Origin of the sequence: Streptomyces eurythermus, assembly GCF_014649115.1 — a bacterium.
Lineage (GTDB): Bacteria > Actinomycetota > Actinomycetes > Streptomycetales > Streptomycetaceae > Streptomyces > Streptomyces eurythermus.
Map to the genome: position 1 here is coordinate 90,976 of NZ_BMSK01000015.1, position 23,006 is coordinate 113,981.

Annotated in this window: 15 protein-coding genes, 1 tRNA gene and 1 pseudogene; 1 reads left to right on the forward strand and 16 read right to left on the reverse strand. The window is 73.3% G+C overall.

The window, feature by feature from the left end; translation table 11 throughout:
- Positions 1 to 416: 416 nt before the first annotated feature.
- The 11 genes from IE251_RS27170 to bldG all read right to left on the reverse strand — a co-directional run bounded on the left by IE251_RS27170 (position 417) and on the right by bldG (position 17,102).
- Positions 417 to 493 (reverse strand) — tRNA-Thr (locus tag IE251_RS27170).
- A 108-nt stretch (positions 494 to 601) separates the two neighbouring features.
- Positions 602 to 2,230, reverse strand: coding sequence for an alpha/beta hydrolase (locus tag IE251_RS27175; RefSeq protein WP_189755641.1), 1,629 nt, complete (start codon positions 2,228 to 2,230; stop codon positions 602 to 604).
- Between the two features lie 145 nt (positions 2,231 to 2,375).
- Entirely contained in the window at positions 2,376 to 3,581 is a 1,206-nt protein-coding gene (locus IE251_RS27180; protein WP_030781817.1) for a DNA polymerase III subunit delta', read from the reverse strand.
- Positions 3,582 to 3,767: 186 nt separating this feature from the next.
- Complete coding sequence (gene tmk / locus IE251_RS27185; protein ID WP_189755642.1) at positions 3,768 to 7,247, reverse strand: dTMP kinase; 3,480 nt, start codon at positions 7,245 to 7,247, stop codon at positions 3,768 to 3,770.
- Between the two features lie 206 nt (positions 7,248 to 7,453).
- Positions 7,454 to 10,288, reverse strand: coding sequence for a type I DNA topoisomerase (gene topA, locus IE251_RS27190; RefSeq protein WP_189755643.1), 2,835 nt, complete (start codon positions 10,286 to 10,288; stop codon positions 7,454 to 7,456).
- A 256-nt stretch (positions 10,289 to 10,544) separates the two neighbouring features.
- Entirely contained in the window at positions 10,545 to 10,742 is a 198-nt protein-coding gene (locus IE251_RS27195) for a hypothetical protein (protein ID WP_189755644.1), read from the reverse strand.
- 253 nt (positions 10,743 to 10,995) lie between these two features.
- Positions 10,996 to 12,519 carry a N5-glutamine methyltransferase family protein gene (locus tag IE251_RS27200; RefSeq protein ID WP_189755645.1) on the reverse strand — a complete coding sequence of 508 codons (1,524 nt, stop codon included), beginning with the start codon at positions 12,517 to 12,519 and terminating at the stop codon, positions 10,996 to 10,998.
- 61 nt (positions 12,520 to 12,580) lie between these two features.
- Positions 12,581 to 13,192: a small secreted protein gene (locus IE251_RS27205; RefSeq protein ID WP_229896956.1), complete on the reverse strand. Its 612-nt coding sequence runs from the start codon at positions 13,190 to 13,192 to the stop codon at positions 12,581 to 12,583.
- A gap of 214 nt (positions 13,193 to 13,406) precedes the next feature.
- Positions 13,407 to 15,809 carry a sodium-translocating pyrophosphatase gene (locus IE251_RS27210; protein ID WP_189755647.1) on the reverse strand — a complete coding sequence of 801 codons (2,403 nt, stop codon included), beginning with the start codon at positions 15,807 to 15,809 and terminating at the stop codon, positions 13,407 to 13,409.
- Positions 15,810 to 16,106: 297 nt separating this feature from the next.
- Positions 16,107 to 16,541 carry an ATP-binding protein gene (locus IE251_RS27215; protein WP_189755648.1) on the reverse strand — a complete coding sequence of 145 codons (435 nt, stop codon included), beginning with the start codon at positions 16,539 to 16,541 and terminating at the stop codon, positions 16,107 to 16,109.
- A gap of 219 nt (positions 16,542 to 16,760) precedes the next feature.
- The gene (gene bldG / locus IE251_RS27220; protein WP_030781841.1) at positions 16,761 to 17,102 is read right to left on the reverse strand and encodes an anti-sigma factor antagonist BldG; all 342 of its coding nucleotides are present in this window, start codon (positions 17,100 to 17,102) and stop codon (positions 16,761 to 16,763) included.
- A gap of 81 nt (positions 17,103 to 17,183) precedes the next feature.
- Between bldG and sftH the strand changes: the two genes are divergently transcribed.
- Positions 17,184 to 19,661 (forward strand): DEAD/DEAH box helicase, encoded by a 2,478-nt coding sequence (gene sftH, locus IE251_RS27225; RefSeq protein ID WP_189755649.1) that lies wholly within the window; start codon positions 17,184 to 17,186, stop codon positions 19,659 to 19,661.
- 313 nt (positions 19,662 to 19,974) lie between these two features.
- Here sftH and IE251_RS41255 read toward each other — a convergent pair.
- The 5 genes and pseudogenes from IE251_RS41255 to IE251_RS27250 all read right to left on the reverse strand — a co-directional run.
- Positions 19,975 to 20,265: pseudogene (locus tag IE251_RS41255) on the reverse strand (Rv3654c family TadE-like protein); the annotation flags it as partial.
- A 245-nt stretch (positions 20,266 to 20,510) separates the two neighbouring features.
- The gene (locus IE251_RS27235; protein ID WP_189755757.1) at positions 20,511 to 20,849 is read right to left on the reverse strand and encodes a TadE family type IV pilus minor pilin; all 339 of its coding nucleotides are present in this window, start codon (positions 20,847 to 20,849) and stop codon (positions 20,511 to 20,513) included.
- 34 nt (positions 20,850 to 20,883) lie between these two features.
- The gene (locus tag IE251_RS27240) at positions 20,884 to 21,021 is read right to left on the reverse strand and encodes a DUF4244 domain-containing protein (RefSeq protein WP_030606347.1); all 138 of its coding nucleotides are present in this window, start codon (positions 21,019 to 21,021) and stop codon (positions 20,884 to 20,886) included.
- A 150-nt stretch (positions 21,022 to 21,171) separates the two neighbouring features.
- Positions 21,172 to 21,960 carry a type II secretion system F family protein gene (locus IE251_RS27245; protein WP_189755651.1) on the reverse strand — a complete coding sequence of 263 codons (789 nt, stop codon included), beginning with the start codon at positions 21,958 to 21,960 and terminating at the stop codon, positions 21,172 to 21,174.
- Positions 21,961 to 22,054: 94 nt separating this feature from the next.
- Positions 22,055 to 22,948, reverse strand: coding sequence for a type II secretion system F family protein (locus IE251_RS27250; protein WP_229896957.1), 894 nt, complete (start codon positions 22,946 to 22,948; stop codon positions 22,055 to 22,057).
- Positions 22,949 to 23,006 lie beyond the last annotated feature (58 nt).

Below are 23,006 nucleotides of genomic sequence, written 5' to 3' on the forward strand. Positions count from 1 at the left end.
CTGAAGGGCGAGTTCAAGCCAACCGTTCAGCGGCCCTCTGACGAACCGTTGGCCACATGTTAGCGATCCGTTGGCGAATCCTGATGTGATCATTCCATCGGATCTGGCTCGACGGCGCGCGCGTATGTCGCGTAACTCGGGGGAGTGTCGCCGCAGGCTGGATCCGGGGACGACAAGGGCCCCGGCCGGCGGAGGTGAACGACCGGGGCCCCGTCCCGCCTCTCCTGCGAGAACGCGCGTCCCGCGTCGGCGCCCATTCGTTCCACGTACGCCGGCGCCCTCCCGCCGCACCCCGCGATCCGGAACCGTCTCGGTGTGCCTGCCGTCGTCACCCGAGCGGCCCGCGCCCGCCGCCGACGCCGCATCCACTGAACGACGAAAGACCACCCAGGAACGTTCCCAGGTGGTCTTCGCGATGGAGCCGCTTTCGGGATTCGAACCCGAGACCTACGCATTACGAGTGCGTTGCTCTGGCCATCTGAGCTAAAGCGGCGCGCTGCTCGCACCATGGTGCGAGCGGCAACGTCGGTAAGTCTACACAGTTTCCGGGGGTGCTTCGCACCCACCCCGGAGCGGGGGATTCCGGGGTGGGTGGGAGGGGTCAGGAGCAGCGCTTTCCGGGGGGTGGCGGGGTGCCTCGGAGGAGGTAGGTGTCGATCGCCGTGTCGATGCAGCCGCTGCCCCGCCCGTACGCCGTGTGGCCGTCGCCGGCGTAGGTCAGCAGGCGGGCCGAGGAGAGCTGCCCGGCCAGGGACCGGGCCCAGCGGTAGGGCGTCGCCGGGTCGCGGACCGTGCCGACCACCACGATCGGCGCCGCCCCCTTCGCCTCGATGCGGTGCGGCTCCCCCGTGGCCCGCACCGGCCAGTACGCGCAGTTCAGCGACGCCCAGGCCAGGCCCGGCCCGAAGACCGGGGACGCCTTCTCGAACGCGGGCAGCGCCTTCTCGACCTCCTCGGGGCCCGAGAACGCCGACGGCAGGTCCAGGCAGTTCACGGCCGCGTTGGCCATCATCAGGTTGCTGTAGTGGCCGTCGCCGTCCCGCTCGTAGTAGGTGTCCGCGAGGGAGAGCAGGCCCGCGCCGTTGTGCTCCTTGATCGCCGAGGTGAGCGCCTCGCGCAACTGCCCCCAGGTCCCCTCGTCGTACATCGACGCGATCACCCCGGTCGTGGCGAGCGACTCCCCCAGCCGGCGGCCGTCCGCGTCACCCGACGGCAACGGGCGGGCGTCCAGCTCGCGGAAGAACGCCCGCAGGCGGTCGCCGACCCGCGCGGGCGTCGCGCCCTTGCCGCCGAGCGGGCAGTCGGACCGCCGTACGCAGTCCCTCGCGAACGCCTGGAACGCCGTCTCGAAGCCCGCCGTCTGGTCCAGGTTCATCCTGCGGGCGTCCAGGGACGGGTCCATCGCGCCGTCCAGCACCATCCGGCCGACCCGCTCGGGGAACAGCCCCGCGTACGTCGCCCCGAGGAACGTGCCGTACGACGCCCCTACGTAGTTCAGCCTCCGGTCCCCGAGCACCGACCGCAGGATGTCCATGTCCCGGGCCGCCTCCACCGTGGAGACATGCCGCAGCAGCCGCGCCGAGTGGGCCCCGCAGCTCTCCGCGAACCTCCGGTCCGCCGCGACCAGCGCGTCCCGCTCCCGCTGATCGTCGGGCGTCAGGTCCGTCTGCGTGTACGCGTCCATCTGCCGCCCGTCGAGGCACTTCACCGGCTCGCTGCGGGCGACGCCCCTCGGGTCCATCGCCACCATGTCGTAGCGGGCGCGGATCCGCGCCGGGTAGCCGAGGGCCGCGTACTGCTGGAGGTAGTCCACCGCCGAGCCGCCCGGGCCCCCCGGGTTGACCAGCAACGAGCCCAGCCGTCCTGCCGTACCGGTGGCCTTCTTGCGGGCGACGGCGAGCCGGACGGTGCCCGCGTCGGGGCTCGCGTAGTCCAGCGGGGCCTTCATCGTCGCGCACTCGAATCCGGGGACGCCGCACTCGCGCCAGCGCAGCCGCTGGCCGTAGTACGGCGTCAGCGCCGCCGGCGTCGTACGCGGCAGCGCGGCGAGGGCCGCCTGCACCGTTCCGCCGGACGGCGCCGCCGGGTTCCCCGGGGAGCAGGCGGACACCAGCAGTGCGGCGGCCCCGAGGAGTGTGGCGGTGAGCCGGGCCGTCGCCCGGGGGCGGGTGCCTCGGATCCGGTGGGCGCGGCGGGGACCGCGGGTACGGGGAGATGGCCTGGTTCGCATCAGGCGAGCGTAACGCTCCGCGATGGATCAGGTGCGGTGCGTGGACATTGTGCCTCCTACGGGGGACACGCGCCCTGTTCCCGGAACCGGTTGACGCTCCCCCTGGCCGCACGCCCCTGAGCGCATCAGCCCCGGTCTCACCGTCTCAGCCCGCCCGCAGTGCCATCGTCATCGCCTCCACCGCCAGCAGCGGGGCCACATTGCGGTCCAGGGCCTCGCGGCACGCGGAGATCGCCTCGATGCGGCGGAGCGTGGACTCGGGGGTGCTGCCGTTCGCCAGCCGCTCCAGGGCGTCCCCGGCGTCGGCGTTGGCGATCGCCACGCGCGTGCCGAGCTGGAGGGCGAGGACATCTCGGTAGAAGGCGGTGAGGTCGCCGAGGGCCACGTCCAGGCTGTCGCGCTGCGTGCGGGTTCTGCGGCGCTTCTGCATGTCCTCCAGGTCCTTCATCACCCCCGCCGTCCCGCGCGGCAGCCGGCCGCCCTGGGCCGCGCCGAGGGCCGCCTTCAGCTCCTCGGTCTCCTTGCCGTCCATCTCCTCGGCGAGCTGCTTGGCGTCCTCCGCCGCCGCGTCGACCAGCTCCTGGGCGGCCTTGAGGCAGGCACCCACCTCGTCCAGCCGCAACGGCAGCCGCAGCACGGCGGCGCGGCGCTCGCGGGCCGCCGGGTCGGTGGCCAGCCGGCGGGCCCGGTCGACATGGCCCTGGGTGGCGCGGGCGACGGACGCGGCGACCTCCGGCTCGATGCCGTCGCGCCGTACGAGCATGTCGGCGACCGCGTCGACGGACGGCGTGCGCAGGTTCAGGTGGCGGCAGCGGGAGCGGATGGTGGGCAGGACGTCCTCGATGGAGGGGGCGCACAGCAGCCAGACCGTGCGCGGGGCGGGCTCCTCCACGGCCTTCAGGACGGCGTTGGCCGACTTCTCGTTCAGCCGCTCGGCGTCCTCGACCAGGATGATCTGCCAGCGGCCGTTCGCCGGGGCGGTGAACGACTTGCGGACCGTGTCCCGCATGTCCTTGACCAGGATCTCGGCACCGACCGCGGCGACCGTCGTGACGTCCGCGTGGGTGCCGAGCAGCGCCGTGTGACAGCCGTCGCAGAAGCCGCAGCCGGGGGCGCCGCCGAGCGCGCGGTCGGGGCTCACGCACTGCAGGGCCGCGGCGAAGGCCCTGGCCGCCTGGTTCCGGCCCGCGCCGGGCGGGCCCGTGAACAGCCAGGCGTGGGTCATCTTCGACGCCTCGGGCAGCGGCTGCTCCGCCGAGACCGCCGTGACGAGGGCGTCGGCGTCCCGCGCGGCCGCATCGAGCACCGCGCTCACCTTCTCCTGCCCGACGAGGTCGTCCCACACGGTCATGGGTCACGCCGCCCTTCCGTCACATTCCGCGTTCCGGAATCCATTGTGCGGGTGGGCACTGACAACGGGCCGCCACCCGAGGACGACGGGCTGCCGACCGACGGCCACGAGCCGCCGACCGACGGCTACGCGGCCCCTGCCGGGGGCAGCGGCGACGGGACACCGGCCGAAGGTCCGGCCGCCTGGTCAGCCCCGTCGACCCCGGCCCCTGCCCCGGCCCCGGCCGCCCTGCTCCTCGCTCTCGCCCCCGTCGCCGTACTGCCGCTCGCCGTACTCCCCCTCGTCGTACGAGCCGAGCAGTTCGTCGGCCAGCGACGGCAGGTCGTCCAGCGGGGTCTCCTCGGCCCAGTCTGGGCGCGGGCGGCGGGGCGTGCCGTCGGCGTCGAGCTGGGGCATCTCGCGCGTGCGTGCCTCGGAACCGTCGGGGCTCGCCGCGGGGCGCTCGTCGCGGAAGTAGCCGGGCGGTACCCGGTCCGCCGGGTCGTCACTCCGTACGGGCGGCAGCACGGCCGTCTCGTCGGCCGCACCCGGGGTCACCGGCGGCAGCACGGCCGTCTCGTCCGCCGCACCCGGGGCCACCGGCGGCAGCACCGCCGTCTCCTCCCCCGGCCCGGTCGGCGCCGGCGGCTGCGGCAGCTCGGCGGTCACCTCGGAGTCGGGGTAGGCGTCCCGGGGGCCGTCGGCGGGCCGGCCGCGCTCCTCGCGCACCGGTCGCAGCACCGTCGTGTCGTCCGTGGCCGGTCCTTCCGTACGCCGTCCCGTCGTACCCGTCGTACCCGTCGAGCCAGTCATGCCCGACGCACCCGGTGTCTGCCCCGTCCGCGCGTCCGGCGACACCGCCGGTGTCGGGACGGTCTCCTCGGCCTGCTCGACGCCCTCGGCGCCGCGGGCCGTGCCCGGGGCCACCACCGGCGTGGCGACCGTGGCGTCGTCCGGAGCCACGCCCGGGGCCGCGGGAAGCGGCGCGCTGGGCCTGCGGGCCGCCGCGTCGGCCGCCGCCGCGGCCTCGGCGGCCTGCCGCCGGGCCTCCTCGGCACGCAGCAGCGCCTCCTCGGCCTTGCGCTGCGCCTCCAGACGCCGCGCCTCCTCCTCGGCACGCAGCTTCGCCTGCCGGGCCTCCTCCTCGGCGCGCAACCGGGCCTGCCGGGCCTCTTCCTCGGCGCGCAGCCGGGCCTCCTCCTCGGCCTGCTTGCGGCGCTGCTCCTCCTCGGCCTTGCGGCGGGCCTCCGCCTCCGCGCGCGCCTTCTCCTCGGCGAGCAGCCGCTGCCGCTCCTCCTCCGCGCGACGGCGCGCCTCCTCGGCCCGCTGCCGGGCCTCCTCCGCCTGCCGCTCGGCCTCGCGCCGCTGCGCCTCTTCCAGCTCGCGCCGCTTGCGCTCCTCCTCCTCGGCGCGCAACCGGGCGAGCTGCTCCTGGCGCTCGCGCTCCAGACGCTCTTCCTCGGCCTTGCGGGCGGCCTCCTCCTCGGCCTTGCGGCGGGCCTCCTCCTCGGCCTTGCGCCGGGCTTCCTCCTGGGCCTTGATCTCGGCCTCGGACAGCGGCAGCACGGTGTCCAGCCGGTGCCGGATCACGGTGGTGACGGCCTCGGGCTCCTGTCCGGCGTCCACCACCAGGTAGCGGCCGGGGTCGGACGCGGCCAGTGTGAGGAAACCGGCCCGCACGCGCGCGTGGAACTCCGCCGGCTCCGACTCCAGCCGGTCCGGTGCCTCGGTGAACCGCTCGCGGGCGGTCTCCGGGGAGACGTCCAGCAGGACGGTGAGGTGCGGGACCAGGCCGTTGGTGGCCCAGCGGTTGATGCGGGCGATCTCGGTCGGGGACAGGTCCCGGCCGGCGCCCTGGTAGGCGACGGAGGAGTCGATGTAACGGTCCGAGATGACCACCGCGCCGCGCTCCAGGGCGGGCCGTACGACGGTGTCGACGTGCTCGGCGCGGTCGGCGGCGTACAGCAGCGCCTCCGCGCGGTGCGACAGCCCCGCCGAGGACACGTCCAGCAGGATGGAGCGCAGCCGCTTGCCGACCGGGGTGGCGCCGGGCTCGCGGGTGACCACGACCTCGTGGCCCTTGGCGCGGATCCACTCGGCGAGGGCCTCGGCCTGGGTGGACTTGCCGGCGCCGTCGCCACCCTCCAGGGCGATGAAGAAGCCGCTGGCCGCCGGTGCCGTGACCGGGTCGTCGCCGCCGAGCAGCGCGTCCCTCAGGTCCTGGCGCAGCGGCACGCCGGAGCGGTCGTCGACCTTGGCGAGCACCAGCGCGGCCACCGGCAGCAGCAGCGCGCCGACGAGCATGAGCGTGAAGGCGGCGCCGCCGTGCGCGAAGACGAACTTGCCGTTCTCCAGCCGGTGCGGGCCGATCAGCGCCGCGAACAGCGGCGCGATCAGGACGCCGAGCGCTATGAAGACGCGGACCACGGCGTGCAGGTGCTCGGTGGTGCGGACCCGGCGGTAGTCCTCGGTCTCCTGGTCGAGCAGGGTGTGCCCGGTGTTCGCGGCGACGCCCGCGGCGGCACCGGCCAGCGTGACGATCAGCAGGACCGTGGTGACGTCCGGGACCAGCCCGGCGGCCAGCAGCGCGATGCCGGTGACGGCGATCGCCAGGGCCAGCAGGCGGCGGCGGGACAGGGACGGCAGCAGCGCGGGGGCGGTCTTGATGCCGACGGCGACACCGCCGGTCAGGCCGAGCACCAGCAGGCCGTAGAGGACCGGGCCGCCGCCCAGGTCCCGGGCGTGCAGCACGCACACCGAGACGGCCGCGGCGATCGCGCCGGCGACCCCGGCACAGGCCAGGACCAGCAGCGGGGCGACGCCCGTACGGCCCTTGTCGACACCGGTGCCGGTGCGCGGCCGGCGCAGGCCCTCCAGCGGGGACCGCGCGCGCGGGGTGCGCGTGCCGGGCACCTCCAAGGACGTCAGCACGGACAGGGAGGCGGCGAACAGGCCCGCCGCGACATACGACCCGAGGGCCGCCTGGTGCTGGTCGAACCAGGCCACGCCCGTGCCCAGCAGGTTGTTCAGCAGGGCGGCGACGATCAGGGCCGCGGCGGCCGGCGGGACCGCGAGGAAGGTGGTGCGCAGGGTCAGGCGGCGCAGGGCGTCCAGGTGGTCCGGCAGCGGCCGCACGGTCGCGCCCTCCGGGGGCGGGGCCGGCAGCAGGGCGGGGGCGGCGCTCTCCCGGCACACCGTCCACAGCCGCTCGGCGACGCCGGTGACGAAGGCGGTGACCAGCAGGACGGTGAGCGCGTCACCCGGGACCCAGTCGATCCACAGGGGCGCGACGATCAGCAGCGCGGCGCGCAGGCCGTCGGCGCCGACCATGGTCCAGCGGCGGTCGAGCGGGCCCTCCTCGGAGGTGAGCGAGGTCAGCGGGCCGAGGAGGACGGCGCCGAAGACCAGCGTGGCGAGGATGCGCGCGGCGAAGACCGTCGCCACTGCGAACGCCACGCCTCGGTAGCCACCGCCGAGGGCGCCCTCGGCGACCGACGCCTGGAGGACCAGCACGACGAGGACGAGGAGGGACAGGGTGTCGCCGACACCGCTCACCAGCTGCGCGCTCCACAGGCGCCTCAGCTGCGGTCGGCGCAGCAGGGAGCGGACGGCGCGCTCGCGGGAGTCCGCGACCAGGGCGTCGTCCGGGGCTGTGGAATGGGCCGTTGGCTGCTCGGCTCGCGTCATGCGTTCAGCCTATCCGCAGCCGCTGACACCACACCTCGCGTGTCCGGACGTACGCCCGCCCCGGCACCGCGCGGGCACCGGGGCGGGCGTTCGTTTCGCGAAGCCGAGTGCGAAGCGGGGAAGCGGCAGCCGAGGCCAAAGGCGCGGACACCCCCTGCCCGGGAGGCCCCGGAGGCCTCAGCCCGCCGCCGCCCCCGAATCCGCTGTCAGTCCTCCGCGCCGGAACCCGACGCCTTGGACGCCGTGGTCTTCTTCGCGGCCGTCTTCTTGGCGGTCGTCTTCTTCGCGGCGGCCGTCGTCTTCTTGGCGGCCGTCTTCTTGGCGGCGGTCTTCTTCGCCGGAGCGGTCTTCTTGGCCGCCGCCTTCTTCGCGGTCTTCTTGGCCGGTGCCTTCGCCCTCTTCTCGGCGAGCAGCTCGAAACCACGCTCAGGAGTGATCGTCTCGACGCTGTCGCCGGAGCGCAGGGTCGCGTTGGTCTCGCCGTCGGTGACGTACGGACCGAAGCGGCCGTCCTTGACCACGACCGGCTTTCCGGAGACCGGGTCCTCGCCCAGCTCCTTCAGCGGCGGCTTGGCGGCGGCCCGCCCCCGCTGCTTCGGCTGGGCGTAGATCGCCTGGGCCTCTTCCAGCGTGATCGTGAAGATCTGGTCCTCGGACTGCAGCGAACGCGAGTCCGTGCCCTTCTTCAGGTAGGGGCCGTAGCGGCCGTTCTGCGCGGTGATCTCCACGCCGTCGGCGTCCGTGCCGACCACACGCGGCAGCGACATCAGCTTCAGCGCGTCCTCGAGCGTCACCGTGTCGAGCGACATGGACTTGAACAGCGAGGCCGTCCGCGGCTTGACCGCGTTCTTGCCGGTCTTGGGGGTGCCCTCGGGCAGCACCTCCGTGACGTACGGGCCGTAGCGGCCGGCCTTGGCGACGATCTGGTGGCCCGTCTCCGGGTCGGTGCCCAGCTCGAAGTCGCCGCTCGGCTTGGCCAGCAGTTCCTCGGCCAGCTCGACGGTCAGCTCGTCCGGCGCCAGGTCGTCCGGGATGTCGGCGCGCTGGTGCTCCTCGGTGTCCTTCTCGCCGCGCTCGATGTACGGCCCGTAGCGGCCGACGCGGAGCACGATGCCGTTGCCCACCGGGAACGAGGAGACCTCGCGGGCGTCGATCGCGCCCAGGTCGGTCACCAGCTCCTTGAGGCCGCCGAGGTGGTCGCCGTCGCCGTTGCCCGCCTCGGCCGCGCTGCCGACGCCGCCACGGCCCTCGCCGAAGTAGAAGCGCTTCAGCCACGGCACGGCCTGCGCCTCACCGGCGGCGATCCGGTCGAGGTCGTCCTCCATCTTGGCCGTGAAGTCGTAGTCGACGAGCCGGCCGAAGTGCTTCTCCAGCAGGTTGACCACGGCGAAGGACAGGAAGGACGGCACCAGGGCCGTGCCCTTCTTGAAGACGTAGCCGCGGTCCAGGATCGTGCCGATGATCGACGCGTACGTGGACGGGCGGCCGATCTCGCGCTCTTCCAGCTCCTTGACCAGGCTGGCCTCGGTATAGCGGGCCGGGGGCTTGGTGGCGTGGCCGTCGGCCGTGATCCGCTCGGCGGACAGCGCGTCGCCCTCGGCGACCTGCGGCAGCCGGCGCTCGCGGTCGTCGAGCTCGGCGTTCGGGTCGTCGGCGCCCTCGACGTAGGCCTTCAGGAAGCCGTGGAAGGTGATCGTCTTGCCGGACGCGCTGAACTCGACGTCCCGGCCGTCGGCGGACGTGCCGCCGATCTTCACCGTGACGCTGTTCCCGGTCGCGTCCTTCATCTGGGAGGCGACGGTCCGCTTCCAGATCAGTTCGTAGAGCCTGAACTGGTCGCCGGTCAGGCCGGTCTCCGCGGGCGTGCGGAAACGATCACCCGACGGACGGATGGCCTCGTGGGCCTCCTGCGCGTTCTTGACCTTGGCGGCGTACGTGCGCGGCTGCGGCGGCAGGTAGTCGGCGCCGTACAGCTGCGTGACCTGGGCGCGGGCCGCGGAGATCGCGGTGTCGCTCAGGGTCGTGGAGTCCGTACGCATGTACGTGATGAAGCCGTTCTCGTACAGCTTCTGCGCGATCTGCATCGTCGCCTTGGCGCCGAAGCCGAGCTTGCGGCTGGCCTCCTGCTGGAGCGTCGTCGTACGGAACGGGGCGTACGGCGAGCGGCGGTACGGCTTGGACTCGACGGAGCGCACGGAGAAGCTGGCGTTCTCCAGGGCGGCGGCGAGGCCGCGGGCGGTCGCCTCGTCGAGGTGGAGGATGCCCGCGCTCTTGAGCTGTCCCACGGAGTCGAAGTCGCGGCCCTGCGCGACCCGCCTGCCGTCGACGGTCTGAAGGCGCGCGACCAGCGACGACGGGTCCGACGGGTCTCCGGCGCGGCCGGTGCCGAAGGTGCCCGTCAGGTCCCAGTACTCGGCGGAACGGAAGGCGATGCGCTCGCGTTCCCGCTCCACGACGAGTCGCGTCGCGACGGACTGCACGCGGCCGGCCGACAGCCGGGGCATGACCTTCTTCCACAGCACCGGGGAGACCTCGTAGCCGTAGAGGCGGTCGAGGATGCGGCGGGTCTCCTGGGCGTCGACCAGCTTCTGGTTGAGCTGGCGCGGGTTGGCGACGGCCGCGCGGATCGCGTCCTTGGTGATCTCGTGGAACACCATCCGCTTGACCGGGATCTTCGGCTTCAGGACCTCCTGGAGGTGCCAGGCGATCGCCTCGCCCTCCCGGTCCTCATCGGTGGCGAGGAACAGCTCGTCGGATTCCTTCAGCAGGTCCTTGAGCTTCTTTACCTGGGCCTTCTTGTCCGCGTTGACGACATAGATCGGCTGGAAGTCGTGTTCTACGTCCACACCGAGGCGGCGGACCTCACCGGTGTACTTCTCGGGCACCTCGGCGGCACCGTTGGGAAGGTCGCGGATGTGCCCGACGCTCGCCTCGACGATGTAACCGGGGCCGAGGTAGCCCTTGATCGTCTTCGCCTTGGCAGGCGACTCGACGATGACGAGTCGGCGACCGCCGTGTGCGGTCTCGCTGGTCGGGGACAACTTCGCTCTTCTCTCCGGTCGACGCTGGGGCCTCCCCAGGCCTTGGTCCCGGGGTCGCGGCGTACTGCTGGCTCGTGTGACGCTGCGGAGTGTGACGCTACATCCCGCCCCCGTGTCAAACGGGAAAAGCCCACAACGGCCACTCGAACGGTAACCCGACTACCGGCATTCCTGCCGCCCGGACCGCCCGGCCGCTCCAGTACCCCTGTCCGGAGCGTAACGCTCCCCTTACCCGCCGGAGCGGCGTTCCATGGCCTCAGAGCCGGGTCAGGCAGTACCCGCCCAGGGCCAGGGCGACGGCTCCGGCCATGCCCGCGAGGGCGCCGGATGCGATCCGGCTCACACCGAGACCCACCGGTTCCCGGCGCCACAGCCGCGTCCCGGTCCACGCCAGCAGACCGGCTCCGAACAGGGCGAACACCGCTCCAGCGAAGATCGCCGGCCCACTCTCCATCGCCCGCCCACCCCTTTTCGGCCGCCGGCTCCACCCGGCGTGGGGAGAGTGGCACGCACGGGGAACGGACGGGCGACACGGGGGTGAACGGAAGGCCGACGCGCAATCGAACATGCGAGCGGATAGACACCCTCCGGAATCCCCGGCCATATTTTTCCGGCCGTTTTCCGAAGACCGGTGCGCCTCGCGGCTCCGGGACCCTTTCCGGGCCCCGGAGCGGGTGGGAGGGTGTACGACCGGTGCGCGTGGTCGCTCAGTCCGCCGCCGGCTCCAGGAAGCCCTGCTCCACCAGCAGCCGGATCTGGGCGGGGGTGCGGTCGCGGAGCAGTACCGGGTCCTCGCCGACGAGCTGGGCGATCGCGTCCAGGATGCGGCCCGCGCTCAGCGTGCCGTCGCACACGCCCGCGAACCCGGCGCCGACCGTGTCCACCTTCGTCGCCCGCCGCATCCCGCGGTGCTGGCGCAGCACGACATGCTCGGGGTCCTCGGCGCCGGGCAGCCCGACCTGCTCCTGGACCACTTCGGGGGCGAGCCTGAAGCGGCTGTCCAGCAACGCCGCGTCATCGTGGCCCCGGAGATAGTCGAGCCGGTCGAAGTGCGCCCGGACCGCCTCCCCGAGCGGCTGCTCGACCGGGTGCGGCCACTCCTCCACGGTGACGACGGGCTCGGCGGAGCCGGTCTTGCGCAGGGTGATCCAGCCGAAGCCGACCGCCTTGACCTTCCGCGCCTCGAACTCGTCGAGCCAGGCGTCGTAGCGCGCCTGGTACTCCGCCGGGTCCCCGCGGTGGTCTCCGGCGTCCCTCAGCCACAGCTCGGCGTACTGTGTGACGTCCTGCACCTCGCGCTGCACGATCCAGGCATCACAGCCGCGCGGCACCCACGACCTGAGTCTGTCCTGCCAGTCCTCCCCCGCCACGTGCTGCCAGTTCGCGAGGAACTGCGCGAACCCGCCCTCGGTCAGCCGTTCCCCCGCCTGCTGGACGAGCGAGCGGCACAGATCGTCCCCGCCCATGCCACCGTCCCGGTACGTCAGCCGGGCGCCCGGGGAGATCACGAACGGCGGGTTGGAGACGATCAGGTCGAACGTCTCGTCGTCGCGGACCGGCTCGAAGAGCGAGCCCTCGCGCAGATCGGCGGCGGGCGCCCCGGACAGCGCCAGCGTGAGCGCCGTGATGTGCAGCGCGCGGGGATTGAGATCGGTCGCCGTCACGCGCGTGGCGTGCTGGGCGGCGTGCAGCGCCTGGATGCCGGAGCCGGTGCCGAGGTCCAGGGCGGAGGCGACGGGAGTGCGCACGGTGATGCCCGCGAGGGTGGTGGAGGCGCCGCCCACGCCCAGGACGACGCCCTCCTCGTGCTGCCCGATGCCGCCGGCCCCGCCGACCGCGCAGCCGAGGTCGGAGACGATGAACCAGTCCTCGCCGCCGGGACCGCCATAGGGCCGCACGTCCACGGTCGCGGCCACCTCGTCGCCGCCCACGCGCCGCAGCCAGCCGGCCTCCAGCGCCTCCTGGACCGGCAGCACGGCCGCCACGCGCGCGTGCGGCACCGGCTGCTGGAGCAGGAACAGTCGTACGAGCGTCTCCAGCGGCGTGTCGCCACGGGTCGCCCGCAGGGCGGGCACGGTCTCGCTGCGGGCCAGGGCCGCGTACGCGGGCGCGCCGAGCAGGTCGAGCAGTCCGTCGGCGGTGAAGGAGGCGGCCAGCAGCGCGTCCCTCAGGCGCGCGGCGATGTCGGGCCGGTCGGCGGCGGGCAGGGAAGCGGGTCCGGTGTCAGTCACGCCCCCATTGTGGCCCGCGACGGCCCGCCGGGGCGGACTCCGCGCGGGCCGTTCGCCGACGTCAGCCGGTCGTCGCCGGGGCCGTGGACTGTGCCGCGGCGGACGCGGCGACCTTGCAGCTGGGCTGCTCGGCCATGGCCTCCTTGACCTCGCCCTGCTCCAGCCGCTTCAGCGCCTCCGTGCCGTCGTCGCCCTGCTTGCCGACCTCCTTGGTCTGCCCGGCGACCGTCTTGAGGCCCTTGGCGAACTTGCCCTGGTCCTTGGTGTCGAGCCCCTCGACCGTCTTCTTCAGCTCGGTGTACGACGTGGACAGGCCGGCCAGGTTCTCGGCGGCGTCCTTCTGGAGCTTGGCTCCGCCGTCGATGCCGGGGGGCGCGCCGGCGCTGTCGAGGGCGCCCGCGAGGGCCTTGTAGCCGTCGGCGAGGTTCTGGAAGGCCTCGACGTACGTCTTCTGGGCGTCCTTGGGCGGAAGGTTGCCGTCCGTGGCGATGGACGCGATCGACGCGTTGGCCGACTTGATCTTGGCGCTCTGTGCGGGCACGGCGTCGCACACCGTCTTGGCCCAGGACACCAGCTTGGGGTCGGGCCCCTTGTCGCCGCCGCCGCCACACCCCGTCACCGCGACTGCCAGTACCGCACCGCTGGACAGTGCGGCCGCGAGCTTCTTGTTCACCGGATTGGTCCCTTCCATGGCTCTCGGCCCCCGGAATCTACACGGCGGACGGCCTCGCCCCCGCTACCGGGCAAGAGATCGGTCAGCTTTTATGACCTTTTGTGCCATGAGAGAGAAGGCTCACGACGTGGCCGGGCCCACACGGCAGGACGGGCGGGCGGCGCGTCAGCACGCGCCGTCCGCCCGTCCGTCACCCGGGTCCTGCCGATCCGGGCTAGGAGACCACCGCCGCGTCGGGCGAGTTGGTGACCCGCTCGGCGTTGTCCTCGTCACCGACGGCGATGCCGCGCCGCTTGGAGACGTACACGGCCACGACGATCACCAGCAGGGCGAGGACCGCGATCCCGATCCGCACGCCGAGGTTCTTGTCGTCGCCGTAGGAGAACTTGATCACGGCCGGTGCGATGAGCAGCGAGACCAGGTTCATGACCTTCAGCAGCGGGTTGATCGCGGGTCCGGCGGTGTCCTTGAAGGGGTCGCCGACCGTGTCCCCGATCACCGTGGCCGCGTGTGCCTCGCTGCCCTTCCCGCCGTGGTGGCCGTCCTCCACCAGCTTCTTGGCGTTGTCCCAGGCGCCGCCGGAGTTGGCGAGGAACACCGCCATCAGCGTGCCCGCGCCGATGGCACCGGCGAGGTAGGAGCCGAGCGCGCCGACACCGAGCGTGAACCCGATGAAGATCGGCGCCATGACGGCGAGCAGACCGGGCGTGGTCAGCTCGCGCAGGGCGTCCTTGGTACAGATGTCGACGACCTTGCCGTACTCGGGCTTCTCGGTGAAGTCCATGATCCCGGGCTTCTCGCGGAACTGCCGCCGCACTTCGAACACCACCGCACCGGCCGAGCGCGACACGGCGTTGATGGCCAGCCCGGAGAACAGGAAGACGACCGCGGCGCCCGCGACCAGTCCGACCAGGTTGTTGGGCTGCGAGATGTCCAGCGACAGGCTCAGCGGTGAGCCGGGCCCGGTCAGCTTGGCGCCGACGTCCTGCACGTTGGTGGTGATCGCGTCGCGGTACGACCCGAACAGCGCCGACGCGGCCAGGACGGCGGTGGCGATGGCGATGCCCTTGGTGATGGCCTTGGTGGTGTTGCCGACCGCGTCCAGGTTGGTGAGCACCTGCGCGCCCGCGCCCTCGACGTCGCCGGACATCTCGGCGATGCCCTGCGCGTTGTCGGAGACCGGCCCGAAGGTGTCCATGGCGACGATCACACCGACCGTGGTGAGCAGGCCGGTGCCGGCCAGGGCCACCGCGAACAGCGCCAGCATGATCGACGTACCGCCGAGCAGGAACGCGCCGTACACGCCGAGCCCGATGAGCAGCGCGGTGTACACGGCCGATTCCAGACCCACCGAGATGCCGGACAGGACGACGGTGGCCGGCCCGGTCAGGGAGGTCTTGCCGATGTCCCGCACCGGGCGGCGGTTGGTCTCGGTGAAGTAGCCGGTCAGCTGCTGGATGACGGCGGCGAGCAGGATGCCGATGGCGACCGCGACCAGCGCCAAGACGCGCGGGTCGCCGTCCTTGCCCTTGATCGCCGCGTCGGTGACGCCGTCCAGGGCGGCGTAGCTTCCCGGCAGGTAGACGTAGACGGCCACCGCGACCAGCGCCAGCGAGATCACCGCGGAGATGAAGAAGCCGCGGTTGATCGCGCTCATGCCGCTGCGGTCGGCGCGGCGCGGGGCGACCGCGAAGATGCCGATCATCGCCGTGATCACACCGATGGCGGGCACCAGCAGCGGGAAGGCCAGTCCGAAGTCGCCGAAGGCGGTCTTGCCGAGGATCAGTGCGGCCACCAGGGTCACGGCGTACGACTCGAAGAGGTCGGCCGCCATGCCCGCGCAGTCGCCGACGTTGTCGCCCACGTTGTCGGCGATGGTCGCGGCATTGCGCGGGTCGTCCTCCGGAATGCCCTGCTCGACCTTGCCGACCAGGTCGGCGCCGACGTCGGCGGCCTTGGTGAAGATGCCGCCGCCCACCCGCATGAACATGGCGATCAGGGCGGCGCCGAGGCCGAAGCCCTCCAGCACCTTCGGCGCGTCGGCGGCGTACACCAGCACCACGCAGGAGGCGCCCAGCAGGCCGAGCCCCACCGTGAACATGCCGACGACGCCGCCCGTGCGAAATGCGATCTTCATCGCGGTGTGCGAGACGGTGGTGAGATCCTTTCGGGGTTCGCCTTCCGCGGGAGTCGCTTCCCGGGCCGCCGCGGCGACCCGCACGTTGCTGCGCACGGCGAGCCACATGCCGATATAGCCGGTGGCCGCCGAGAACGCCGCTCCGATCAGGAAGAACACCGAGCGGCCGGCCCGCTGATTCCAGTCGTCCGCGGGCAGCAGCATGAGCAGGAAGAACACGACGACGGCGAATACGCCGAGCGTGCGCAGCTGCCGGGCGAGATAGGCCTTGGCGCCTTCCTGGACCGCCTCGGCGATCCGTTTCATGCTGTCGGTTCCCTCGCCCGCCGCGAGTACCTGCCGGACCAGGATCCCCGCGACCACCAGCGCGGCCAGGGCGACGGCCGCGATAACGGCGACGATGATCCGATTGTCGTCGGTCAGAACCGCTGCTGCGAGAGAAGTGGGATGACCCAGATGAGGGGTAGAAAGCCCCGCCATTCGTCCTCCTTGACGCTTGGGCTGAGCTCAAGATGTGGACGGATTGTAGGTACCGCAGAGTGATCTAAACAGGGGACGGTAAACGGATTCGGCCTGCTCTCGCTCTTCAGCAAAAGATCGAGAGAACGACATGGAACCCGAAAGAAGTAATGCCCTCAGGGCATTGACGGCCGCATTGGCGCTTGATCAAATTATCGGGCTATTGATCGTGAATTCCTTCACGAATTCCCCGGCGCCCCGAAAATACGACGAGGGCCCTGCTGAGCAGGGCCCTCGCGGGTGCGGCTACGCCGTCGGTCAGACGAGCGTCGTGGCCGGCGGTGTGGTCGGCCAGGTCATGCGGATCAGTCCGCCGTTCGGTCCGGTGGTGACCTCCACGTCGTCGACGAGGCCGCTGATGACCGCCAGACCCATCTCGTCCTCCTCGACCTCGGACTCGCCGTCCTGCGCGGTGCCGGGCGTGTCGCCGCCCGCGACGGCGTGCGGCGCCTCGTCGCCGACCTCGATGGAGAACTGTTTCTCCTCTTCGGTCAGCGCCACCTTCACCGGTGCCGTGACACCACTGCTCTGGTGCAGTCCGACCGCGCGGGAGCACGCCTCCCCCACGGCCAGGCGCACCTCGTCCAGGACGGCCTCGTCCACTCCCGCCCTGCGCGCCACCGCTGCCGCCACCAGCCGGGCGGTCCGGACGTGTTCGGGCAGCGCGCTGAAGCGGAGTTCGACGGTGGCCATGCATCCCCCTCGCGACTACGGGCGTGCGGTCGGGGACGGGGCCGCCGCCGGGCGACCGCACCCCCTGGTGTTCCTTCTCTACCCCGGGCCGCCCTGTCCGCAGCGTCTGGTCTGCGTCATCCGCGTCGTCGGGCGCGGCCCAGAACGGGACCGGCCGACGACCGGGCCCCGGCAGGAGCCCGGCGCCGGCGAACGGTCCTGGGATCGGCCTGCGGCCGATCAGTCGGTGGCCGCCACCGCTTCCTCGACCGTGGTGTGGATCGGGAACACCTTGGTGAGGCCGGTGATACGGAAGATCTTGAGAATGCGCTCCTGGTTGCAGACCAGGCGCAGCGAGCCCTCATGGGCACGCACCCGCTTCAGGCCGCCGACCAGCACGCCGAGCCCGGTGGAGTCGAGGAAGTCCACGCCCTCCATGTCGACGACGAGGTGGAAACTCCCGTCATTCACCAGCTCGACCAGCTGCTCGCGCAGCTTGGGCGCGGTATACACGTCGATTTCGCCACCGACTCGGACGACCGTACGATCGCCGACGGTCTCGGTCGACAGGGACAGGTCCACGGATCCTCCAGCACCTTGCTATCGAGCGTTTGTCCCTCGGGCACCTCGGCTTGCGGCCCCCGGGACGCTTCGCCAGCCGCGATGGCATTCAATCACTTACCGGCAGGCGTGCACGACGCCTTGACTCCATTGTCCGTCACACCAGTGACACACTCGGTGCCGATGGCCAAGAATCACCGATCCGATCGAACCCCGGTGGACCCGGCGTGCCGACCGTCTCCGGGCGCGGTCCTGGACCGGCTCGCCTCCGGGCCGAGCCGGGCTGCGCGCATCACTCATACGGAGCACTTGCCCCCGCGTGCGGGCCGCCATGCCGTCTGGCCTGACCGGATTCGCCCCGAAGTGATCGCGGCCGTCCAGGCGTGCGGTATCGAGCATCCCTGGGCACACCAGGCACAGGCGGCCGAGCACGCCCTCGACGGCGACTCGGTGGTCGTCGCCACCGGCACCGCCTCCGGCAAGTCCCTCGCCTATCTCGTACCCGTCCTGTCCACCCTCCTGGACGGGGCGGAGGCCCCGAACGGGCGCGGCACCACCGCCCTGTACCTGGCGCCCACCAAGGCGCTCGCGGCGGACCAGTGCCGGTCGGTGAAGGAACTTTCACAACCTCTCGGCACCTCGGTACGCCCGGCCGTGTACGACGGCGACACCCCGTTCGAGGAACGGGAGTGGATCCGCCAGTACGCCAACTACGTCCTCACCAACCCGGACATGCTGCACCGCGGGATACTTCCCTCCCACCCGCGCTGGTCCTCCTTCCTGAAGTCGCTCCGGTACGTCGTCATCGACGAGTGCCACACCTACCGCGGCGTGTTCGGCTCGCACGTCGCCCAGGTGCTGCGCCGGCTGCGCCGGCTGTGCGCCCGCTACGGCTCCTCTCCCGTGTTCCTGCTGGCCTCGGCGACCTCCGCCGAGCCCGCGGCCTCCGCCCGCCGGCTGACCGGCCTGCCGGTGGTGGAGGTCGCCGACGACGCCTCCCCGCGCGGGGAGCTGGTCTTCGCCCTCTGGGAGCCCCCGCTCACCGAGTTGCAGGGCGAGAAGGGCGCCCCCGTACGGCGTACCGCCACCGCCGAGACCGCCGATCTGCTGACCGACCTGACCGTGCAGGGCGTGCGCTCGGTCGCCTTCGTCCGCTCCCGGCGCGGCGCCGAGCTGATCTCGGTCATCGCCCAGGAGCGGCTCGCCGAGGTCGACCGCTCCCTGGTCCGGCGTGTCGCGGCCTACCGCGGCGGCTACCTCCCCGAAGAACGCCGCGCCCTGGAACGCGCTCTGCACTCCGGCGAACTCCTCGGCCTCGCCGCGACGACGGCCCTGGAGCTGGGCGTGGACGTCTCCGGCCTGGACGCGGTGGTGATCGCCGGCTACCCGGGCACGCGCGCGTCCCTGTGGCAGCAGGCAGGCCGCGCGGGCCGCTCCGGCCAGGGCGCCCTCGCGGTCCTCGTCGCCCGCGACGACCCGCTGGACACCTTCCTCGTCCATCACCCCGAGGCCCTGTTCGACCAACCGGTGGAATCGACGGTCCTCGACCCCGACAACCCCTACGTCCTCGCCCCGCACCTGTGCGCCGCCGCCGCGGAGCTGCCGCTGACCGAGGAGGACCTGGAGCTCTTCGGCCCCGGCTGCGCGGACGTGCTGCCGCAGCTGGAGGCCGCGAAGCTGCTGCGCCGCCGCACCCGGGCCTGGCACTGGACCCGCCGGGAGCGGGCCGCCGACCTCACCGACATCCGCGGCGCCGGGGGGCGCCCGGTGCAGATCGTGGAGTGCGGCACGGGCCGGCTGCTCGGCACGGTCGACGCGGGCGCCGCGCACTCCACGGTCCACGAGGGCGCCGTCCACCTGCACCAGGGCCGCACCTACCTGGTGCGCTCCCTGGACCTGGAGGACTCCGTCGCCCTGGTCGAGCAGGCCGACCCGCCGTACTCGACCGTCGCCCGCGACACCACGTCGATCTCCATCCTGGAGACGGACACCGAGATCCCGTGGGGCTCCGGCCGCCTGTGCTTCGGCTCGGTGGAGGTCACGAACCAGGTGGTCTCCTATCTGCGCCGGCGCCTCATCACCGGCGAGGTGCTGGGCGAGACGAAACTCGACCTCCCTCCTCGTACGCTGCGCACCCGCGCGGTGTGGTGGACGGTCACCGAGGACCAGCTGGACGAGGCCCGGATCACCCCGGAGATCCTCGGCGGCTCCCTGCACGCCGCCGAGCACGCCTCCATCGGCATGCTGCCCCTCTTCGCGACCTGCGACCGCTGGGACATCGGCGGGGTGTCCGTGCCGCTGCACCCCGACACCCTCCTGCCCACGGTCTTCGTCTACGACGGTCACCCCGGCGGCGCGGGCTTCGCCGAGCGCGCCTTCCACACCGCCCGCACCTGGCTGTCCGCCACCCGCGAGGCCATCGCCTCCTGCGAGTGCGAGGCCGGCTGCCCGTCCTGCATCCAGTCCCCCAAGTGCGGCAACGGCAACGACCCCCTGCACAAGAGGGGCGCGGTACGGCTTCTCACGGTGCTGCTGCGGGGAGCTGTGGAGGAGCCGGCGGACGGGGCATGCGCTGGTTAGGTGATGGGGGACGGGGGCCGGCTGGCCAAGGGCTGGGGGCACGGGGGGCTGGTCAGGGGCTTGGCGGGTCGGGGCGCGCTCTCGGTTCGGCGGGCGGTACGGCCTGGAGTCCGTCCGGGACCCCGGGCGGCACAGGCCACGGCGCTCCCGATTCGGCAGACGGAACGGCCGGGATGCCAGGCGCCACGCGCCCCGGCGGTCCGGGATCAGCGGGCGGTCCGCTCCGGAGTCCGTCCGGGGTGCCGGGCGACACCCGTCCCGGCAAGCCCGGCTCGGGAGGCGGCACGGCCCGGAACCCGTCCGGGATCCCCGGCGGCACAGGCCCCGGCGGGCCCGCTCTCGACCTGACCTCCGCCGCGAACGGCCCTCTCCCCACGGCCGCCGTCACATCCGAGGTGTCGCCCACGATCGCGCACCGCACCAGCCGTACCCCTTGGACCGCCGCCAGCCGCCCGGCGCGGGCACAGGCCGCCGTGCCGCCCTCGGCCCAGTGGTCCGCCGCCGCGAGCGCCGCCAGATCCGCGCCGCCGGCCGCCCGGTGCCGTACGGCGACGGCCTGCCCGTAGAAGAGCACCGCGCCGAACACCGCGCACAGCAAGGCCATCGCCCCGAGGCTCCATACGGTGGCCGACCCCCGGTCGGCCCCGCACCGCCGTGCCACGCCCGAGCGCACGCGGCCCGGCACCAGCGCACGACGCCCCAGGCCGAACCACGGCCACCGGGACACCGCCCGCTCCGCCTCCGCGCAGGCCCACCGGCCCGGCCGGCCGCGCCCGCCCCGGGGCGCCCTCGTGTCTTCCCGTACACCGTCGGCGGGCCGCCGTTCGCCGGGCGGCTGGTACCCGCGCTTCACCGGCCCGCCTCCCCCGTGCGCACGGTGTCCTCGGCGAGTGCCACCGCCTCCTCGTGCAGTTCGATGGGCAGCCCGCTCAGGAGCGGGGGCCGGGCCACCACCGTGACCCGGACCCGGTCGCCCTCGCGTGCGACGGCCACCCGCGCACCTCGCGGAGCGGTTTCCCGCGTCACCCGCACCACCGCGTCGGGCGGGTCCTGCCGGGCGGCGGCCCGGGCGCCCGCGCGGGCCGCGTCCACGCACTCGATCCGCGCCGCCACCATGAGCAGCCCCGAGACCAGCGCCATCGTGAACGCCACCAGCACGGACAGCGCCATGGCCGCCTCCACGGTCACGAACCCGTGGTCCCCGCCCCGCTCTCCTCCTTCCTCACATCCGGGCACTGAGGGCCTTCTTCACGATGGCCTGGAGCTCCGCCTGGACCTGGCCGCTGGTGACCACCTGGTAGAGCAGCACCGCGAACCCGACGGCCGCGATGATTCCCATCGCGTACTCGGACGTCACCATTCCGGTGTCCTGCCGGCATGTCCCGCGCAGCCTCGCCGCCGCTTTCCTGATCTTTCCGAACATCTCAACCCCCGTAAGGTTTCGGGTCTGTAGTCGTTCTGCGTGCTTGCCTGACGGCTTTCTTCTCGTCCGCTCTCGTTCGCCTCGCTCTCACCTCCCTCCCGTCACCCCGCCGGCCAGACCGACCACGACGGGCACCACCCCGACCGCGACGAACGCGGGCAGGAAGCACAGTCCGACCGGCGCGGAGATGAGGACGGCCGCCCGCCGTGCCCGGGCCGTCGCGGTACGGGCCCACTCCGCGCGCGCGTCCGACGCGAGACGGGCGACCGGACCGGCCGCGGCGAGCCCGGAGTCGTCGGCCCGTTCCAGCAGTCGCGCCAGGGCACCGGCGCCGGGCAGAAGGGCGAGGCTCCGCCAGGCGTCCGCCGGCGCGCCGCCGAGCCGGACCTCCGCGGCGCCGCGCGCCAACGCCTGCCCGACGGACCCGCCGAGGGCCTCTCCCACGGCCTGGGCGGCGAGCACCGGGGCGGCGCCGGCGGCGATGCAGGCGGCCAGCAGGTCGGCCGCGAGCGGGAGCCGGCGCGCGGCCCCTGCGGTGTCGACCGCCTCGGGCCGCGCGGCCGCCGCCTGCCGGTCCCGCCACCGCCAGAGCGCGACACCGACGCCCAGCCCCAGCGCCGCTCCGGCGGCCCCGCCGACCAGCACCCACGCCCCGCACGCCGCACCGGCCGGTGCCAGCAACCGCCGTACGCCGCGCGGCATCGCGAACGGCACCGCTCCCGCCCGTCCCGACGACACCTCGCGCCCCAGCAGCCCGGCCACCCGGCGCCGTGCCCGGCGCCGCCGACGCGCCAGTTCCAGCCGCCGGGCTCCCCAGCCGAGGACCAGCACGGCGACCCCGGCCGTCCCCAGCCTGTGGAAGACGTCCCCGCTCACCCGGCCCACCCCTTTCGCATCCCGCGCGTCCCGGACCGCCCGGCCCGCCCGGCCCCGCGGACCGGCCGCTTTCCCCCAGCCCGCCGAATCGCCCTCACACCGCCTCCGCCCCTCGTACGATCCGCGTCGCCCACCACATCCCGGCCGCCTCGAACACCGCCCCGGCGGTCAGGCAGCCCAGGCCCGCCCCGGTGTGCAGCAGTACCCGCAGGGGGTCCGCGCCCATGGCCGTGCCGAGCAGCAGTCCGAGGACGGGCAGCACGGCGAGCAGCACCGCGGTGGCCCGGGCGCCCGCCAACTGGGCGCGCAGGTCGGCCCGGCCGTCCCGCTCGGCGCGCAGGGCACCGTCCAGCCGGTCCAGGCCCGCGGCGAGTCCGGCGCCCTGGTCCACGGCCACCCGCCAGCACGCGGCGAGTCCGAGCAGCCCCTCGGCACCCGGCTGCCGGGCCGCCGCGGCGAGCGCGCCCGGCACGTCTCCGCCGAACCGCGCCGCCGCCACCACCGCGGCCTGGGCGTCACCGAGCCCGGCGGATTCCCGCGCGGCGCGCAACAGCGCCGCTCCCGGCTGCCGTCCGGCCCGGACCTCCCCGGCGAGCACCCCGCACAGGGCGATCACCGCGTCGGCCCGCCGCTCCCGGGCATCCCGGGCCTGCCGGGCCAGCCGCACCCGGCGCAGCACCGGCACTCCGGCCGCCCCCGCGACGACCGGGATCACCGAGGCGCCCCACAGGGCGATCACCAGCCCGGCGGCGAGGGCCGCCCACTCGGCACCCCACCGGCCGCGCCATCCCCCCAGGTCCATGACGGCCCGCTGCCAGGCGGGCGGTCCGGTCGCCACCACCGGGCCACCGGCCAGCAGCAGCCGGGCCCGCCGGACCCCGTAGTGCCGGCCGCCCAGCAGCCAGGCCAACGCGCCGAGGCAGAGCACCGCGGCCCCTGTCGACAACTCACCGATCACTTCCATCGCCATCCGGCCGATCACTTCCATCGCCTCTCCCTTCGCTTCCGGCACGGCCTCCTGACGGACCCCGCCCGTCCTCGGAGCA

What these genes read in the sequence shown, in the direction of transcription:
- IE251_RS27175 (WP_189755641.1), bottom strand. Translation starts at nt 2,230, where the DNA reads ATGCGAACCAGGCCATCTCCCCGTACCCGCGGTCCCCGCCGCGCCCAC.
- IE251_RS27180 (WP_030781817.1), bottom strand. Translation starts at nt 3,581, where the DNA reads ATGACCGTGTGGGACGACCTCGTCGGGCAGGAGAAGGTGAGCGCGGTG.
- tmk (WP_189755642.1), bottom strand. Translation starts at nt 7,247, where the DNA reads ATGACGCGAGCCGAGCAGCCAACGGCCCATTCCACAGCCCCGGACGAC.
- IE251_RS27195 (WP_189755644.1), bottom strand. Translation starts at nt 10,742, where the DNA reads ATGGAGAGTGGGCCGGCGATCTTCGCTGGAGCGGTGTTCGCCCTGTTC.
- IE251_RS27210 (WP_189755647.1), bottom strand. Translation starts at nt 15,809, where the DNA reads ATGGCGGGGCTTTCTACCCCTCATCTGGGTCATCCCACTTCTCTCGCA.
- IE251_RS27215 (WP_189755648.1), bottom strand. Translation starts at nt 16,541, where the DNA reads ATGGCCACCGTCGAACTCCGCTTCAGCGCGCTGCCCGAACACGTCCGG.
- sftH (WP_189755649.1), top strand. Translation starts at nt 17,184, where the DNA reads ATGGCATTCAATCACTTACCGGCAGGCGTGCACGACGCCTTGACTCCA.
- IE251_RS27240 (WP_030606347.1), bottom strand. Translation starts at nt 21,021, where the DNA reads ATGGTGACGTCCGAGTACGCGATGGGAATCATCGCGGCCGTCGGGTTC.
- IE251_RS27250 (WP_229896957.1), bottom strand. Translation starts at nt 22,948, where the DNA reads ATGGAAGTGATCGGCCGGATGGCGATGGAAGTGATCGGTGAGTTGTCG.